Below are 16216 nucleotides of genomic sequence, written 5' to 3'. Positions count from 1 at the left end.
GTGCGGATCAATCGGCGAGAAAATCGGTGACGTAGTGTGCAGAAGACGGCGTTTCCTCGAACACGAGATGACCGGTCGCCGGCACCAGCGTCACGCGTGCGTCGGGGAGCCCTGCTTTCCAGGCATCTGCCTGGGCGGTCGGGCGCAAGCGATCTGCGGCCCCCCACAGCACCAGCGTCGGCATCGTGATTCGATGCAGCCAGTGCGCGAGCTTGGGATTGCCCTGCGGTTCGCTGCGGATCAGCTTGGCAAAGCCCGTGACCTCGCGTCCAAGCCGGGCGTCGAAGGCCGGATCGGGCGCCTTGGGAAAGTAACGGAGTGCCGCGGCCGGATCGTGCGCGAGATAGGCTGGCAGTTCTTGCGGTGCGATCTCGAACAATCCGGGCGCAGGCGCGCTTCCGACCACAAGACCGGCGGGCGCAACCAGCACCAGCTTGCGGACCCGATGCGGCTGACGGATCGCGAACTCCGCGGCAAGCCATCCGCCGAGGGAGAACCCGGCGAGGTCGAACTGCTCAAGGCCAAGCTTGTCGAACAGATCCATGTAGTGAAGGACGTGATCCTCGACGGTGTCGATCGTCTCGGCGTCGCCGGAGTCGCCAAAGCCCGCATGATAGGGGATGATGACCGTGTGCCGCTTCGCCCAATCGCGCGCCATCTCGAAGCCGGTGAAGGTGCCGGTGCCGTGCAGGAACACCAGCACCGGGCCGCTGCCGATGCCGTGAACGACGGTCCGCACGCCGTTGATCGTATGTTCCGCGCGGGAGAAGCCGGTGAGATCGGGCGAGGGTTTGACGGTATCAAGCATGGTCATCTCCGGTTGAAGGCGGCAGAGCCGGGCGTTGGTGAGTCATGCGGCGGCTTCCTGGCGACCGCTGAGAAGTGAGGCGAATTGTTCGACGGCGTTGGCGAGCCGCGCGGCTGTCATTGGTGCGAGCGGCTCGCCCGGTACGATCTCGCCGCTGCTGGCGTAGATCGCCGTCGAAACGGTGCAGGCTTCGAAGAAGCCGAACAGCGGGCGGAGCTGGTGCTCGACCACCAGCGAGTGGCGCAGGCCGCCGCCGACCGCGGTCAGCAGTACCGGGCGATTGCGCAGCACGCTGGGTTCGATCAAGTCGAATACGTGCTTGAACAATCCGGGATAAGAGCCCTGGAACACCGGGCATCCGATCATGAGACCGTCGGCCTGTTCGATGGCCTCGACGACGGCGCGCGCGTTGTCATCGAGTGCGGTCCGGGTGAAGCCGGCGATGCCGCAACCGGCATCGACAAGATCGAGGACGGTGGTCTTCAGTCCATGCTGCGCCTGAAGATCGGCAGCGACGGCTTCCACCAGCATGCGCGACTTCGCTGGGCGCCAACTATTGCCGCAGAAGCCAACGATGCGGGATGTCCTCACGTCGACGCCCTCGTGTCTGGTCGCTTGCTCAGCCCGTCACCCCGAAGACCGTCCATTGCGCACCAGGGCCGGGGAGGCCGAGCAGCGCACGGCCGCACTCTTCGACGATCTGGTCGGCCATCAGGATGTGCTGCGTGCCCGAATGGATGTCGCGATAGAACCGCTGCATCGGCGTGTTGTGCAGCGAGGCGCCGCGCGCGGCGCGATGCGCGAAGGTGGCGACATCCGACAGAACGTCGTGGACATGGCGCAGTGACAACTTGATCATCGTCATCTGCTCCAGCGACGGACTTTCACCGCCGGCGCAAGTCTCCGAGACGTCCTTCCAGGTTTCGTGGACGAACGCACGTGCTGCGCGGAAACGAGCTTCAGCCTGCGCGAACTGGAACTTGAAGCTCGCGCTGTCGCGCGACTTGCCGAATGGATCCTGGCGCTGGACGATCACYTTGACGAGTTCGTCGAGCATGCGGCGGCCGACACCGACGGCCCAGGCGGAATGCGCCCAGGCGCTGTAGCCCGCCAGTCCCAGCGTACCCTGCACGCCACCTCGGCGCGGCGCGCCAATGTCAAAATCGTAGGTCATGTGCGTGGGCACGAACAGCTCGTCGCCCTCGCTCAAAGTGTAGTCGAAACTTCCCGTCGCGCGCAGGCCGAGCACGTCCCAATTGCCCATCAACTTGATGGTCGTCCGCGGATGGTGGGTGACCACGATCTTGGGCTGGCCGTTCGGGCCGAACACCATGTCCTTGCCGGATGCGTCGGTGACGAAGCAGCCTGAATGGACCCACTCGGCGTGCTGAATGCCGCTGCCATAGGCCCAGTTGCCACGGATCATGTAACCGCCATCGACCGGTCGGGCGAAGCCGCGCGGCACGCCGTTGCCGGCAATCGTGATGTCGGGGCCGCCCGCGAAGACTTTCTTGATGCCTTCGTCCTCGATGTAGATGGCGAGCGTCGTGCCTTCCATGTTGTTGCCGATGACGCACCAGCCGGCGGAGGCGTGTGCGTAAGCGAGCCGCTCGATCACGGTCATGGCGTCGTAAGGCAGAAGCTCGGCGCCGCCGACCTCCTTCGGGAACAGCATGGTGTAGATGCCGGCCTTGCGCAGCGCCGCTACCACGTCGTCAGTCAGATAGCCCTGTGTCTCGGCCTCCGCGGCCCTGGATTCGACCAGCGGTAGCAGCGCGTCGAGGCGCGCATGGAACTCGGCCACCGTCGGGGTCGCGGAAGGCTTTACGACGAGTTGCACGGAAGGGCTCATGGTCGGTGTCTCCACGTCGGGCTGTTGGTTCTTCGCGAAACGCTGCTGGACGCGAAGATCTGGGTCGGGCGGAACAGACGCCGGTCGCGGGCAAGACTCCGCCCACACGCGCCAAAGACTGTTGGTGCGCGCGACGAACGGCTCGCGTTGGCGTAGCGATGTCCCCGTCGGAACCGCGCGAACGTCGTTACGCGATCCCGATGGCCAAGATGCTAGAGATGAGGCGGCTAAAGCCGCAATCCCCCATCATGGGGGGTGTTGGCCATGCTGCTCTGCCGCAAAGCTGGGCCGGGAGAGCCATGTTTTGCCGCTTCTTTTCGCTTGACCAAAGGTCAGGCGAGGCAGAAATTTTAAGCCTATAACAATCGGCAATGACGCGCGTGTGTCCGAGGGCACCGCGCGTTCGCGCGAGGAGTGGCGGTGAGAGCCGAGCAGGAGCATTTGGATGGTCTGCCCGAGCGCCAGCTCGCAGATCGGCTGATGTCCATCGCCGAGAGCCGCTCGGTGCGCTCGCTTGGCATTGCCTGCTGCTCCGCGATCACGGAATTGACGGGATCGCCGACCGTCGGCCTCTATTTGCTCGACGGGCTCGAACCGGAACTGGTCTACAGCCGGCACGTCGCAGACGGCCTGCTCGACAATTACAGGGCCGGCTTCTGGAAGCGCGACCCCGTGCTCGACTGCATCATGACCCAAGGCCGCGCGGTCGACGGCGAAACGGTGATCGGTCCGCAGCAATGGCGGCACAGTCCGTCCTTCGAGATGCTGCACGAGTGGGGCTTTGCATACAACATGGGCGGCCCGTTGTGGTGCGGGCAGAAGATCGTCGGCGTGCTGTTTACGGCGACGACTGATACGGACGCGCCGTACACGATGCGGTCGCGGCAGCGCATGGAGATGCTGTGTCGGGCCGGCTCGCTCGCTTTGACCAACATGACGAACGCGGGCGCGATCGACGCCCATCCTGCTGCAATCCGGGTCCCCGAGCCGGCAACGACGCCGGTGGCGACGCTCTCGGCATCGCTTCCGCCACGGTCCGCGGACGTCGCCATCCGGGTCTGCCGCGGCCAGACCAACAAGGAAATCGCCCGCGAGATGGGGATTTCCGATCAGACCGTGAAGGAGCACGTCGCGAACCTGTGCCGACGCTTCGGCGTGCACAACCGCACCGAGCTTGCGGCCTGCCTGCTGAGTCCGAGCGCTCGGCAATAAGGTGCCGCGCCGGATCAGATATGGTTGACGATCAACTTGAGTGAACCGACGAAGGTCGGACGCTGGCGATAGTGCCCGTGCCGCGCATCCCATCGGCGGGACGCGAGATCATTGCCGAGCCGAGCATCACCGCACGGCGTGCATCTCCAGAAACGCCTTCACGCCGGTGACATCGCCGGTATCCGACGGCACGTAGCCGGGCAGGGTGGCGACGGCGGCGCGGAAATCGGCGCTGCGCATGATCTCCAGGATGCGCTGCATTGGCCCGGTATCGAGGAAGGCACGCTTGCAGACGAAGAAATAGTCCTCGGTGAGGGTGCGGATGAAATCGAGGCCGAAGTGGCGGGCGGCCGCCTCGACGCCAAAACTCGCATCCGCCATGCCGCTCGCGACATAGGCCGCGACGGCGGCGTGGGTGAACTCGATCTGCTGCGCGCCGTTGATCTTGCTCTCGTCGATGCCGTTCGCGGCAAGCAGCTGGTCGAACAACAGGCGCGTGCCGGAATCATGGTCGCGGTTGACGAAGCGGACTTTTGGCCCGGTGAGGTCATGAAGCGAAGCGATGCGCAGCGGATTGCCGCGCGCGACCATCAGCCCCATCTCGCGCGTGACGAAACTGATGATGCGATCCTCGCGCGGGTCCAGCCATTCGCGCGCAGCCTTGATGCCTTGCGCGCGCAGCGCGCCGTGCGGCAGATGCAGGCCGGAGAGGTCGCAGGCGCCTTGCGCCAGCGCGACCAGCGAATGCTGGTTGCTGACATAGCGCAAATCGACGCCGATGCCGGGCTCGCGATCGAGGAATTCACGCAATTTTGCCACGGCAAAGCCGTGGCTGGCATGAACGCGGATCACCGAAGGGCGCTGTTCGAGGAACGGCTTTATCTCGCTCGCCAGCTCCTGCGCCAGATTTTCGAGCTGTGGCCCGAGCCGGGCCTGCATGCGCTCGCCGGCCCACACCAGCCGCTCGCCGAACGGCGTGAGCTTCGAGCCTCTGCCGCGCTGGGTTTCGACCAGAGGGGTTCCGAAGAAAGCCGACCATTGCTCGATCAGATTCCAGACGTGCCGGTAGGACAGGTGCGCATCGCTGGCCGCACTCGTGATCTTCCCGGTCTTCCGGATTTCGTTGAGCACGCCGAGCATCACCACCACGGTGCGCGGATTGCCTTCCCGGCGAAACCGCCAGACAGCCTCGATCTCAATCTGAAGCATGGGTCTTCCTTATGAACTTCGCTTCATATATGGGACGTCCATTTGCAAACCATATCATATTTACTCAAGCCAATAGGCGCCTAGTCTGGTATACCAGAACAGGAGAAATATGATGTCTGTTGCATATGACTTTGCGCACTCTCCGGCGACCGAATTCATGTCCCGGCCGCAGCATCTGCTCATCGACGGCCGCCGCGTCCCCGCGAGCTCCGGCCGTACCTTCAAATCCCTCAACCCGGCCACAGGGCAGGTCATCGCCGTCGTCGCCGAAGGCGGCGAGGCCGATGTCGAGCACGCCGTGGCAGCCGCGCGCCGGGCATTCGAAGGTCCGTGGCGTACGATGCGCGCCTCGGAGCGCGGCCAGATCCTGCTGCGCTGGGCGGATCTGCTTAAGGCACACGCCGAAGAAATCATCGAGCTCGAGTCGATCGATGCCGGCAAGCCGATCTCCGCGACGACGCGCCAGGATTTTCCGGCCGCGGTCGACACGCTGATCTACTACGCCGGCTGGGCCGACAAGATCAGCGGCGACGTCGTGCCGGTACGTGACGATGCATTGACTTATACAGTGCGCGAGCCGGTCGGCGTGGTCGCGGCGATCGTGCCGTGGAATTTCCCGCTGATGATCGGCATGTGGAAGCTCGCGCCGGCGCTGGCCTGCGGCTGCACCATCGTGATGAAGCCGGCCGAGCTGACCTCGCTGTCGGCGCTGCGCATCGCCGAGCTCGCGCTCGAAGCGGGCCTGCCGGCGGGCGTCTTCAACGTCGTCACCGGTCCGGGCCGGGTCGTCGGCGACGCGCTGGTCAATCACCCTGACGTGGACAAGGTGACCTTCACCGGCTCGCCCGGCGTCGGCCGCGGAATCATGAAGGGCGCGGCCAGCAACTTCAAGCGCGTCTCGCTCGAGCTCGGCGGCAAGTCGGCCAACGTCATCTTTGACGATGCCGATCTCGAAGCGGCGTCCAAGGCTGCGGCCTCAGGCATCTTCTTCAATGCCGGCCAGGTGTGCTCGGCCGGCTCCCGCGTGCTGGTGCAGGAGAAGGCGTACGACGAAGTCGTCGAGCGTCTCGCGGCGCGCGCAAAGTCGCTCAGGATCGGCGATCCGCTCGATCGCAAGACGGTGCTTGGCCCCGTCATCTCCGAGAAGCAGATGAAGTCGATCCTCGACTATGTCGACATCGGCCAGAAGGAGGGCGCGACCCTCGTCACCGGCGGCGAGAAGGTCGGCGATCGCGGCTATTTCATCAGCCCCGCGGTGTTCGCAGGCGTCGCACACGAGATGCGGATCTCGCAGGAGGAGATTTTTGGCCCCGTCGTCAGCGTCATCAAGTTCAAGGACGAGGCCGATGCGCTCAGGATCGCCAACGGCACGGCCTACAGCCTCGCCGCCGGCGTCTGGAGCCGCGACATCGGCAAGCTCCAGCGCTTCGCCAAGCGGGCGCGTGCGGGCACGGTCTGGATGAACACCTATGGCTACACCGACGTGCGCCTGCCCTGGGGCGGCGAGCGCGACTCCGGCCTCGGCCGTGAGCACGGCACCGCCGCGCTCGACAATTTCACCGAGCCCAAGGCTGTCTGGATGAATCTGGCCGTCTGATAACCTCCCGATCGGCCAATCCTGGGCCCGCCTGATCGTCCGGTCAGGCGGGCTCTCTTTTCGACATCGATAAAATTGTCTGCATTCCGCTCAGCGGCGGCAAACCCTGCGGACAAGAAGGCCGCTGCCTTAAACCTCGGCTTTGGAACCGGCGTGCTTCCTGCCTGCAAAAGGTTGGGGCATCGACATGTCTGTTCTCAGGGAGATCGTTGCGGCGGTTGCGGGAGTCTACGCGCTCCTGTTCGTCTGCGACGCATTGTTCGGCGTCGGCGAGGCGCGTTTCGACGACGCCTATTACAGCGCCAGTTTCTACGCGCCGCGGCCGAAGGAATTCCGCTTCGCCAGCGACACGCCGCCGGCGGTCCGCGTCAGCGAGGCCTTCGCGCAGTTTGCGCCGGGCGAGACCAAGYCGAACCGGCGCTACTCGTCTCTGACGACGATCATCCGCTAACGTTCGGCCATTCAGGCTTGCTCCGTCGCTGGGGCGTCGCCGGGATGCTGCCCCGCGCGTTGCGGAATCAGCAGCAGGCACACCAGCATAAAGGCTGCGATCACGACCGAGGCCAGCGGCCGGCTCAGCGCCAGCCCGCCGTGGTCGAGCGGCTTGTCGAGAAAGTCGCCGACGGTCGCACCCAGCGGACGCGTCAAGATGAAGGCGGTCCAGAACAGCGTGACGCGTGAGACGCGGGTCCAGAAGTAAAGTGCTGCGATAACGGCGAGTCCGGCCGCGAAGATCAATGCGCCGCCGCGATAGCCCATATCGCCGGTATCCGCGATCCAGTCGCCGAGCGCAGTACCCAGTGTTTGCGAAAAGGTGATCGCGCCCCAATAGAAGGCCTCAACGCGCGGTGTGCTGACGCTGTTGACCGAGATCGTTCCCTCGGCGCGATACCAGAGGCCGAGCACCAGCACGAGACAAGTGAGGAGCAGCGTCGAGCCGCCGGTATAGCCGATGCCAAGCGACCGGTCGGCGAAGTCAGCCATCGTGGTGCCGAAGGTGGTCGATGCGACGATGGTGGCCCAATACAGTGCCGGATTGAATTTGCGCGCGCGGACCTGCGCCGCGACCAGGACGATCATGGCCGCGAGGAACAGGCAAGTCCCGGCCAGATAGCCCCAGTTCAGCGTCATGGTGACGGTGTCACCGCCGGTCTCGCCGAGCGTGGTGGCGGCGATCTTGATGATCCAGAAACCGAGCGTGACCTCGGGGACCTTGCTCTCGCTGGTGATGTTGCTCTTGGTCTGATCTTCCATTGTGTCCTCGTTGATGCGTCAGCCGCGGACCGGGATCCGCGGCTGACGGGATGGTGGCGCGCAGAAGCGTCAGGATTTCGCGGCGGTATCCATGGCCGCGAGCAGGTCAGCGACAGCCTGTTTGCACTTCGCCGCATCCGGCGCGCCCGCGCGCAGCGCCTCCAGCGCGCGGTCGATCGCCTTGTCGACGGTGTGCCAATCGGCTGCCGCGCGCGGCTTCAATCCGGCTTCGGCCTCGTCCCATTTGGTCTCGAGGTCCTTGATTCTTGTCTTGGCGGCGGGGAGGTCGCCCTTGTCGATCAGCGCGGCGACGTCGACCACGATGCTCCGGAACGGCGTGAGATCACCGAGCTTTGCGGTCGCGGCTTCTGCGAACGGCACGAAGGTGAAGTGCTGGGTCGCATGCATGCGCGGCTCGCCTGTGAAGGTCGTCAGCAGACAGACGGCGACGGCGGAAATCAGTTTCATCATGTGGTTTCTCCTGGTGGAGCTCCTGCTTCATGCAGAGAGCGGGATTTCGCGGTTGAAGCTATTGCGCCGGATCGGCGCGGCGCCTGCCGTCGCCCTCGAAGGAGACCCAGGCGACGAGGCCGACGATCACGGTCAGGAAGGCGATGCTGGTCTGGATCGTGCCGAGGCCGATGCCGCCGTACTCGCGCGATTGCGAGAGCAGATCGCCGAGCGAGGCGCCAAGCGGGCGGGTCAGGATGTAGGCAAGCCAGAAGGTGAGGACGGGATTGGCGCCGAAGTAATACGCCATCATCACCGCCGCGATCAGCACGCCGAAGGCGGCGACGCCGAGCTGGAAACCGAGACCAAGTGCTTCGGTGGCAAGATCGCCTGCGGCCGTGCCGAGCGCGAAGGTGAACAGGATTGCCGTCCAATAAAACAGCTCGCGCCGCGTCGTCACGATGCTGTGGATCGATAGCGTGCGCTCGACGCCGTACCAGACCGCAAAGGTCGCGGCGAGCGCGCAAGCGAACGCCGCTGTGCTGATGTAGAGGCTGATCTCGAGCTTGTCGGTCAGGAGATCCGTGAGCTGCGTGCCGACGATACTGACGAGAACGACGGTCAGCCAGTAGATCCAGGGCACGTAGACGCGGCGGTTCAGTTGCAGCAGCAGGGCAGCGACCAGCAGGCTGCTCATGCAGATCGCGGTCAGGCTGGCGCCGAGGCCGACATGCACCGCGAGATAGTCGGCGCTGGTCTCGCCAACCGTGGTCGAGAGAATCTTGATGGCCCAGAAGATCGCCGTGACCTCCGGAACCTTGTTCAGCATCCGTCTTGCGCCAAAACCTGAATATTGCGACACGCCCAAATCTCCCAAAGCCGAAGCGATGCGAGACCGTCGCGCAGGCGACTTAGGCCGGGCTTAGGGACGAGAATTCTCAATGCGGGGCGGCCTTCGCCGCATTTTGGGCCTGCTGGCGTTCCCTAACTCTGCGCTAAGTCGGAACGGTCATGATTTTGACGGCCGGATGGCCCGGCGGTTTCGAGGATCGAGCTTTGCGAGTTTTACTGATCGAGGATGACAGGATGGTCGGTGCCGCCGTCGAACAGGCGCTGAAGGATGCTGCTTACGCCGTCGACTGGGTGAGAGACGGCGAGTCCGCGCTGGTTGCCGCCTCAGCCGAGTCTTACGAGGTGCTGCTGCTCGATCTCGGCCTGCCGAACGCGGACGGCCGGGATATCCTGCGGCAGTTGCGCGCGAATGGCTGCAGGTGCCCGGTCATTATCGTCACCGCGCGGGATGGCGTCGATCACAGGATCGAAGGCCTCGATCTCGGCGCTGACGATTATCTGGTCAAGCCGTTCGAGATACGCGAATTGCTGGCGCGGATGCGGGCGGTGCTTCGCCGCGAAGGCAGCGGTGCGCCCGCTGTGCTTGGCAACGGCAAGCTCAGTCTCGATCCTGCGACCCGCGAGGCTTCGCTGTCTGGCCAAACGGCCCTCCTGACCGCGCGCGAGTTCGCGCTGCTCCAGGCTTTGTTGACGCGCCCCGGCACCATCCTGTCGCGGAGCGAGCTCGAGCGGCAGCTTTACGGCTGGAACGAGGAGGTCGAAAGCAACGCGGTCGAATTCCTGATCCACACCATCCGCAAGAAGCTCGGCACGGAGGCGATCCGTAACGTGCGCGGGATGGGATGGATGGTGGATCGCGCGCCATGATCAACTCGCTGCGCGGCCGGCTGTTCATCAGCTTGACGACGATCGTGCTGGTGACCGGGCTCATCGGAGGCGTCTTCGCACACCGGTGGGCATTCGATGAGGCGATCGAGACGCAGGACTCCGTGCTGATCCAGATCGCGGGCCTCGTTCAGAGCGGTGGCTTCACCGGAGCTCAGGACCTCCATGGGGTCGATGAGAATTCCGAAGTCTGGCTGATGGAGCTGGGCAGGGCGCCGCAAGGCACACCCGAGGAGCGCCAGTTGTGGCGGCTTCAGGATGGGATGCGCGATGCAACGCGACAGGGAAAACCGGTCCGGGTGGTGCTGAGGACGCGATCCGACGGCAGCCGGTTTGCCGTGGCCCAGAGCACGGGGGTCAGGGATGAGATCGCAAGTGACATGGCGCTCCGCACCGTGCTTCCGATCGCCGCGCTGATCCCTTGCCTGATGCTGGTGATCGCCTTTGTCATTGCCGGATCGCTTCGACCCATGGTCCGGCTGGCGGACGAACTCAACGCACGGCGTGCGGATGACATGACGGCCTTGCCGCTTCGCGACCTCCCAAGCGAACTGAATCCGTTCGYGTCTTCCATCAACGGCCTGTTGCAGCGCATGCACGAGATGATAGGGCAGCAGCGAAGGTTTATCGCGGACGCCGCGCACGAACTGCGCACACCGCTGACGGCGTTGAGCGTACAGGCTGAGAATCTCGATCACGTCGAACTGCCACCGGCCGCGCGCGAGCGCCTTGCGGCGCTTCGGCAGGGCATGAGTCGCAGCAAGCATCTTCTGGAGCAGTTGCTTGCGCTGGCGCGACACGACGCTGCGCCCACCGATTGCGGGCAATGGGAGGTTGTGGAGCTCGATCACGCGGCGAAGAGCGTCATCGCCGATCTCTTGCGGGAGGCGATCAGCCGCGGCGTCGATCTTGGTTTCGAACGGGCCGAGTCTGTTCCGGTGCGCGGCGAGCCGGTCATGCTCGCAGCCATGATCCGCAATCTTCTCGACAACGCGCTCCGTTTCACGCCGGCGGGCGGCAGGATCGATGTGGCGATTTACCGGGACGGCGCCATGGCTGTGCTTCGGATCGAGGACAATGGACCAGGCGTGTCCCCCGACGAGATAGGCCGGATATTCGAGCCGTTTTTCCGTGGGCAGCGGCCGGAAGGCGAGGGCGTCGGTCTGGGCCTCTCGATCGTCAAGCGGATTGTCGATCGGCTTGGGGGATCGATCGACGCTGCGAACATCACGGAGGGCGAACGAAGCGGATTACGGATCGTCATCAAGCTGCCCGCGGCGGCCGCGTAATATCACTCCCCCTGGATCCATTCCGCCACGCCGCGCCACAGCGTGTCGCGGTGCTCGGGGCGGAAGAAGCCGAAATGGCCGATCGCCTTGGCGCCGACGTCGGACGGCTTCACCGTCAGCACCTCCGGCTTGATCGCGGAGAAGCCGCTCGCGAGCAGCTCGACCGCGGGCCGCGTCGCCCAGGGATCGTCGGAGAAGCAGAGCGCGCGCAGCTCGCCCTTGAACTTTGCGAAGTTCTCCAGCGCCGGCAATTTGGAGTCGAACAGATAGCGCGGGCTGGAGACCCAGTCGGCCCATTGCAGGAAGACGCCCTTGGGCAGATCCTCGCCGATGCCGGCCCAGGCCGGGGCGTAGCCGAGCGCGTGGACGAGCGGTACGCCGACGAAATTCATGAAGGCGTAGACGCGATATTTCTCCGGCGACGCCATCAGCTGCCAGGTCGCGGCCTGCGAGGCCACGAAGGCGGCGCGCGAGATGTCGCTGTTGTTTTCGATCAGCCCGAGCGCCTGGCCGCCGAAGGAGTGGCCGACATAGGCGAGCGGCAGGGTGGTGTAGCGCTCGCGCATCCAGCGCACCGCAGCGGTGACGTCCTGCGCGGCCCAGTCCGACATCGAGGCCTTGAATCCGACCAGCGATTTCGGCTGGTTGTAGCCGACCATCGCCGGCTGCCGGGAATCGCCGATGCCGCGATAATCGTAGGTCAGGACCGCGCAGCCGCGATGGGCGAGGTCGGAGGCAAAGCCGCGATAGATCTTTCGCGGGACGGCGGTGGCGGAGTTGATCAGCACGGCATGGCGTTTGGTGCCGCGCGGCAGGAACAGGGTGCCTGCCAGCGGATACCCGTCCGTCGCCGGGAAGGTGATCTCGTCGATGAAAACGTCGTCGCGCGCCGCGTCCATGGGCAGCCGATGTCCTGCCGGTTTCCTTGCCAGCCCTCAGCAAATGCGAATTCGGCTTTCCCCGCAAGGGTTTGCAGTGCGAAATGGATTTACAACTGGCGGCCGGGGACCGGGCTGTGTATAAGGCGGCCCTCGCAACCCACAGATCAGGTTGTGCTTTTTTACTTCACGGAGAGATTGCGATGTCCGAGCGGTGGACGCCCGAGTCCTGGCGCAGCAAGCCGGTGCTACAGGTGCCCGATTATCCCGACGCCAAGGCCTTGGCCGACGTCGAGGCGCAGCTTGCGACCTTTCCGCCGCTGGTGTTCGCGGGCGAGGCGCGCAATCTGAAGAAGGCGCTGGGGCGCGTTGCGGCCGGCGAGGCCTTCCTGCTCCAGGGCGGCGATTGCGCCGAGAGCTTTGCCGAGCACGGCGCCAACAACATCCGCGATTTCTTCCGGGTGCTGCTGCAGATGGCGGTGGTGCTGACCTATGCCGGCGCGGTGCCGGTGGTGAAGGTTGGCCGCATTGCCGGCCAGTTCGCAAAACCGCGGTCGTCGCCGACCGAGAAGATTGATGGCGTCGAGCTGCCGAGCTATCGCGGCGACATCGTCAACGACATCGCCTTCACCAAGGAAGCGCGCGTGCCGGATCCGCAGCGCCAGCTGATGGCCTATCGCCAGTCGGCTGCGACGCTGAACCTGCTGCGGGCGTTCGCGACCGGCGGCTTTGCCAATCTCGGCAGCGTGCATCAATGGATGCTCGGCTTCCTGAAGGACTCGCCGCAGTCCCGCCGCTACAAGGAGCTGGCTGACCGTATCTCCGACGCGCTCAACTTCATGCAGGCCTGCGGCCTCGACCTCGAGAGCCATCCGGAGCTGCGCGCGACCGATTTCTACACCAGCCACGAGGCACTGCTGCTCGGCTACGAGCAGGCCATGACCCGCGTCGATTCCACCACCGGCGACTGGTACGCGACCTCGGGCCACATGATCTGGATCGGCGACCGCACCCGTCAGCTCGATCACGGCCATGTCGAATATTTCCGCGGCATCAAGAACCCGATCGGCCTGAAGTGCGGCCCGTCGCTCAAGCCCGACGAGCTCTTGAAGCTGATCGACGTGCTCAACCCCGACAACGAGCCGGGCCGGCTGACGCTGATCAACCGCTTCGGCTCCGACAAGGTTGCCGACCATCTGCCGGGACTGATCCGCGCCGTGAAGCGTGAGGGCAGGGTTGTGGTCTGGTCGTGCGATCCCATGCACGGCAACACCATCACCTCCACGTCAGGCTACAAGACACGCCCGTTCGACCGCGTCCTGTCGGAGGTGAAGTCGTTCTTCACCATCCACGCGGCGGAGGGCACGCACGCCGGCGGCGTGCATCTGGAGATGACCGGCCAGGACGTCACCGAGTGTATCGGCGGCGCCCGCGCGATCACCGACGAGGATCTCAACGACCGCTACCACACGGTCTGCGATCCCCGCCTCAATGCCGAGCAATCGATCGACATGGCTTTCCTGGTCGCGGAGCTCCTCAAGCAGGAACGCGCCGGCAAGGCCAGGCCGATGCCGGTCGCCGCGGGGCTCTAACACCTTGCTGCGGATCTGGAAGGCGACGATCAATTCACGCAACGGTCTGGCCTTCGCGTTCCGGTCGGAGCAGGCCGTTCGCGAGGAGATTTTTGCGCTCATCCTGTCGGTGCCGCTGGCGTGGTTCGTCGCCGCGACGGCGCTGCGGGCGGTCGAGCTGGTCTGTTCGGTCGCGTTCGTGCTGACGGTCGAGCTGCTCAACACCGCGATCGAGAAGCTTGCCGACCGGCTGACCATGGATCACGACAAGCAGATCGGCCGCGTCAAGGACATGGGCTCGGCCGCGGTCGGCGTTGCGCTGCTGATGGCCGGCGCATTCTGGATCATCGCCATCGTCGAGCGATTGGGGTTCCTCTGAAGCGGAGTGCGGCGGCCATGACCGAACGTCTCAACGTATTCGCGGTCACGCTCGCCCAGCTCAATCCGACCATGGGCGACATCGAGGGCAATGCCGCGAAGGTGCGTGCGGCGCGCGCGCAAGCCAGGTCCGACGGCGCCGATCTCGTGCTGTTTCCGGAATTGTTCATCGCCGGCTACCCGCCGGAAGATCTGGTACAGAAGCCGGCGTTCCAGGACACCTGCCGCGCCGCGATCGAGGCGCTCGCGCGCGAGACTGCGGATGGCGGCCCGGCGGTGCTGGTCGGCACGCCCTGGATCGAGGACGGCAGGCTCCATAATGCCTGCGCGCTGCTCGATGGCGGAAAAATCGCCGCCTTGCGCTTCAAGTGCAATCTGCCGAATTACGGCGTGTTCGACGAGAAGCGGCTGTTTTCGCGCGGCCCTGCCGCAGGTCCCGTGACCGTGCGCGGCGTGCGCATCGGCGTGCCGATCTGCGAGGACATCTGGCTGGAGGAGTCCGAGGATTACGAGAACGTGGTCGAGACGCTGGCCGAGACCGGCGCCGAGATCATCCTGGTGCCGAACGGCTCGCCCTATGCCCGCGACAAGAGCGACGTGCGCCTGTCGGTCGCCGTGGCGCGTGTCACCGAGAGCGGCCTGCCGCTGGTCTATCTCAACCAGGTTTGCGGCCAGGACGAGCTGGTGTTCGACGGCGGTTCCTTCGCGCTCAACGGCGATCTCTCGCTTGCGGCGCAATTGCCGGCGTTCGAAGAGAGCGTCACCACATTGCGCTTCACCAGGAACGGCGAGGATTGGCGCTGCGCGGGGCCGATTGCCGCGCAGCCCGAGGGCGACCGCGCCGACTATGCGGCCTGCGTGCTGGGCTTGCGCGACTACGTCGCCAAGAACGGCTTTCCCGGCGTGCTGCTCGGCATCTCCGGCGGCATCGACTCCGCTCTCTGCGCGGCGATTGCGGTCGATGCGCTCAGTGCCGACCAGGTGCATGGCGTGATGCTGCCTTATCGCTACACCGCGGCGAGCTCGATCGCGGACGCGGGCGAACTCGCCGGGCATCTCGGAATCCGCTACGAGGTGCTGCCGATCGCTGAAGCCGTGACCGGCTTCGAGACCATCCTGTCCGGCATCTTTAAGAACCTGCCGCCCGATATCACCGAGGAAAACCTGCAGGCCCGCACCCGCGGCACGCTGCTGATGGCGATCTCCAACAAGACCGGGCTGATGGTGGTGACGACCGGCAACAAGTCGGAAATGTCGGTCGGCTACGCCACGCTCTATGGCGACATGAACGGCGGCTTCAATCCGATCAAGGATATCTACAAGACGCAGGTGTTTCGGCTGGCCGCGCTGCGCAACCACTGGAAGCCCGACGGCGCGCTCGGGCCCGCGGGCGAGGTCATTCCGCCCGATATCATCACGCGTCCGCCGACGGCGGAGCTGCGCGAGAACCAGACCGACCAGGACTCGCTGCCGCCTTACGACGTGCTCGATGGCATCCTGGAGCGTCTGATCGAGCGCGAGGAGCCGCTCGACAAGATCATCGCCGCCGGCTTCGACCGCGAGACGGTCGCCCGCATCGATCATCTGCTCAACGTCGCCGAATACAAGCGCCGCCAGGCCGCACCGGGCGTGAAGGTGACGGCCCGGAATTTCGGCCGCGACCGCCGCTATCCCATCACCAACCRCTTTCGCGATAAGGGCGAGYCGTCGCCTGCGGCGGACGAGACGCTGGTCTCGCGCGGCAGCAAGGCGTCGATCGACGCGTTCGAGGGCTGATGCGAGCCGCGCGGCGATGGCGCCCCACCCCTGTCATCATCCGCGAAGGCGGATGATCCAGTACTCCGTGGCGGGCATTGTAGGAACCGACTGCTGACACGGGTTACTGGATGCCCCGCCTTCTGTTTAGTCCGGAGACATGGCTGACACCTGTTCGGACACATCACTGACAGGTTGGCCATTGGTCAAGTCGATCGATGCGACC

16 protein-coding genes are annotated in these 16216 nt (G+C 65.0%); 8 read left to right on the top strand and 8 right to left on the bottom strand.

Annotation, left to right across the window (positions count from 1 at the left end; translation table 11 throughout):
• Positions 1 to 7: 7 nt before the first annotated feature.
• Genes AB4Z51_RS34360 through AB4Z51_RS34350 form a run of 3 tightly spaced genes read right to left on the bottom strand, consistent with a single transcriptional unit; the run spans position 8 to position 2660 of the window.
• On the bottom strand, positions 8 to 808 hold the full coding sequence (locus AB4Z51_RS34360; protein ID WP_441268372.1) for an alpha/beta fold hydrolase: 801 nt from the start codon (positions 806 to 808) through the stop codon (positions 8 to 10).
• Positions 809 to 850: 42 nt separating this feature from the next.
• On the bottom strand, positions 851 to 1399 hold the full coding sequence (locus AB4Z51_RS34355) for an NAD(P)H-dependent oxidoreductase (protein WP_441268371.1): 549 nt from the start codon (positions 1397 to 1399) through the stop codon (positions 851 to 853).
• A 28-nt stretch (positions 1400 to 1427) separates the two neighbouring features.
• Positions 1428 to 2660, bottom strand: coding sequence for an acyl-CoA dehydrogenase family protein (locus tag AB4Z51_RS34350; RefSeq protein ID WP_441268370.1), 1233 nt, complete (start codon positions 2658 to 2660; stop codon positions 1428 to 1430).
• Positions 2661 to 3080: 420 nt separating this feature from the next.
• Here AB4Z51_RS34350 and AB4Z51_RS34345 point away from each other — a divergent pair, with 420 nt between their 5' ends.
• Positions 3081 to 3872, top strand: a complete 792-nt coding sequence (locus AB4Z51_RS34345; protein WP_441268369.1) for a response regulator transcription factor — start codon at positions 3081 to 3083, stop codon at positions 3870 to 3872.
• 126 nt (positions 3873 to 3998) lie between these two features.
• Here AB4Z51_RS34345 and AB4Z51_RS34340 read toward each other — a convergent pair whose 3' ends face one another.
• Positions 3999 to 5081 carry a substrate-binding domain-containing protein gene (locus tag AB4Z51_RS34340; RefSeq protein WP_441268368.1) on the bottom strand — a complete coding sequence of 361 codons (1083 nt, stop codon included), beginning with the start codon at positions 5079 to 5081 and terminating at the stop codon, positions 3999 to 4001.
• A 112-nt stretch (positions 5082 to 5193) separates the two neighbouring features.
• Here AB4Z51_RS34340 and AB4Z51_RS34335 point away from each other — a divergent pair, with 112 nt between their 5' ends.
• The gene (locus AB4Z51_RS34335; RefSeq protein WP_441268367.1) at positions 5194 to 6678 is read left to right on the top strand and encodes an aldehyde dehydrogenase family protein; all 1485 of its coding nucleotides are present in this window, start codon (positions 5194 to 5196) and stop codon (positions 6676 to 6678) included.
• 187 nt (positions 6679 to 6865) lie between these two features.
• Positions 6866 to 7129 (top strand): hypothetical protein, encoded by a 264-nt coding sequence (locus tag AB4Z51_RS34330; RefSeq protein WP_441498877.1) that lies wholly within the window; start codon positions 6866 to 6868, stop codon positions 7127 to 7129.
• An 11-nt stretch (positions 7130 to 7140) separates the two neighbouring features.
• Here the strand turns inward: AB4Z51_RS34330 and AB4Z51_RS34325 are convergent, their stop codons facing one another.
• The 3 genes from AB4Z51_RS34325 to AB4Z51_RS34315 form a co-directional block, all read right to left on the bottom strand.
• Positions 7141 to 7932 carry a COG4705 family protein gene (locus AB4Z51_RS34325; protein WP_441268366.1) on the bottom strand — a complete coding sequence of 264 codons (792 nt, stop codon included), beginning with the start codon at positions 7930 to 7932 and terminating at the stop codon, positions 7141 to 7143.
• A gap of 69 nt (positions 7933 to 8001) precedes the next feature.
• Positions 8002 to 8340, bottom strand: coding sequence for a hypothetical protein (locus AB4Z51_RS34320; protein ID WP_441268848.1), 339 nt, complete (start codon positions 8338 to 8340; stop codon positions 8002 to 8004).
• Between the two features lie 121 nt (positions 8341 to 8461).
• Complete coding sequence (locus AB4Z51_RS34315; protein WP_441268847.1) at positions 8462 to 9211, bottom strand: COG4705 family protein; 750 nt, start codon at positions 9209 to 9211, stop codon at positions 8462 to 8464.
• 227 nt (positions 9212 to 9438) lie between these two features.
• Here AB4Z51_RS34315 and AB4Z51_RS34310 point away from each other — a divergent pair, with 227 nt between their 5' ends.
• Positions 9439 to 10101, top strand: a complete 663-nt coding sequence (locus tag AB4Z51_RS34310) for a response regulator transcription factor (RefSeq protein WP_441268365.1) — start codon at positions 9439 to 9441, stop codon at positions 10099 to 10101.
• Positions 10098 to 11408: an ATP-binding protein gene (locus AB4Z51_RS34305; protein WP_441498876.1), complete on the top strand. Its 1311-nt coding sequence runs from the start codon at positions 10098 to 10100 to the stop codon at positions 11406 to 11408. Before AB4Z51_RS34310 ends, AB4Z51_RS34305 begins: the two co-directional genes overlap by 4 nt.
• A gap of 2 nt (positions 11409 to 11410) precedes the next feature.
• Here AB4Z51_RS34305 and AB4Z51_RS34300 read toward each other — a convergent pair whose 3' ends face one another.
• Positions 11411 to 12307: an alpha/beta hydrolase family protein gene (locus AB4Z51_RS34300; RefSeq protein WP_441268363.1), complete on the bottom strand. Its 897-nt coding sequence runs from the start codon at positions 12305 to 12307 to the stop codon at positions 11411 to 11413.
• 182 nt (positions 12308 to 12489) lie between these two features.
• Here AB4Z51_RS34300 and AB4Z51_RS34295 point away from each other — a divergent pair, with 182 nt between their 5' ends.
• Genes AB4Z51_RS34295 through AB4Z51_RS34285 form a run of 3 tightly spaced genes read left to right on the top strand, consistent with a single transcriptional unit; the run spans position 12490 to position 16011 of the window.
• Complete coding sequence (locus tag AB4Z51_RS34295; protein WP_441268362.1) at positions 12490 to 13878, top strand: class II 3-deoxy-7-phosphoheptulonate synthase; 1389 nt, start codon at positions 12490 to 12492, stop codon at positions 13876 to 13878.
• A 4-nt stretch (positions 13879 to 13882) separates the two neighbouring features.
• Positions 13883 to 14236: a diacylglycerol kinase gene (locus tag AB4Z51_RS34290; protein ID WP_014496149.1), complete on the top strand. Its 354-nt coding sequence runs from the start codon at positions 13883 to 13885 to the stop codon at positions 14234 to 14236.
• A 17-nt stretch (positions 14237 to 14253) separates the two neighbouring features.
• Entirely contained in the window at positions 14254 to 16011 is a 1758-nt protein-coding gene (locus AB4Z51_RS34285) for an NAD+ synthase (protein ID WP_441498875.1), read from the top strand.
• The last annotated feature ends 205 nt before the right edge of the window (positions 16012 to 16216 follow it).

This window comes from Bradyrhizobium sp. 2TAF36 (assembly GCF_052114925.1).
GTDB lineage: Bacteria > Pseudomonadota > Alphaproteobacteria > Rhizobiales > Xanthobacteraceae > Bradyrhizobium > Bradyrhizobium barranii.
Note: the sequence above shows the minus strand (reverse complement) of the source record. Positions and strands in the feature narration are given on the sequence as shown.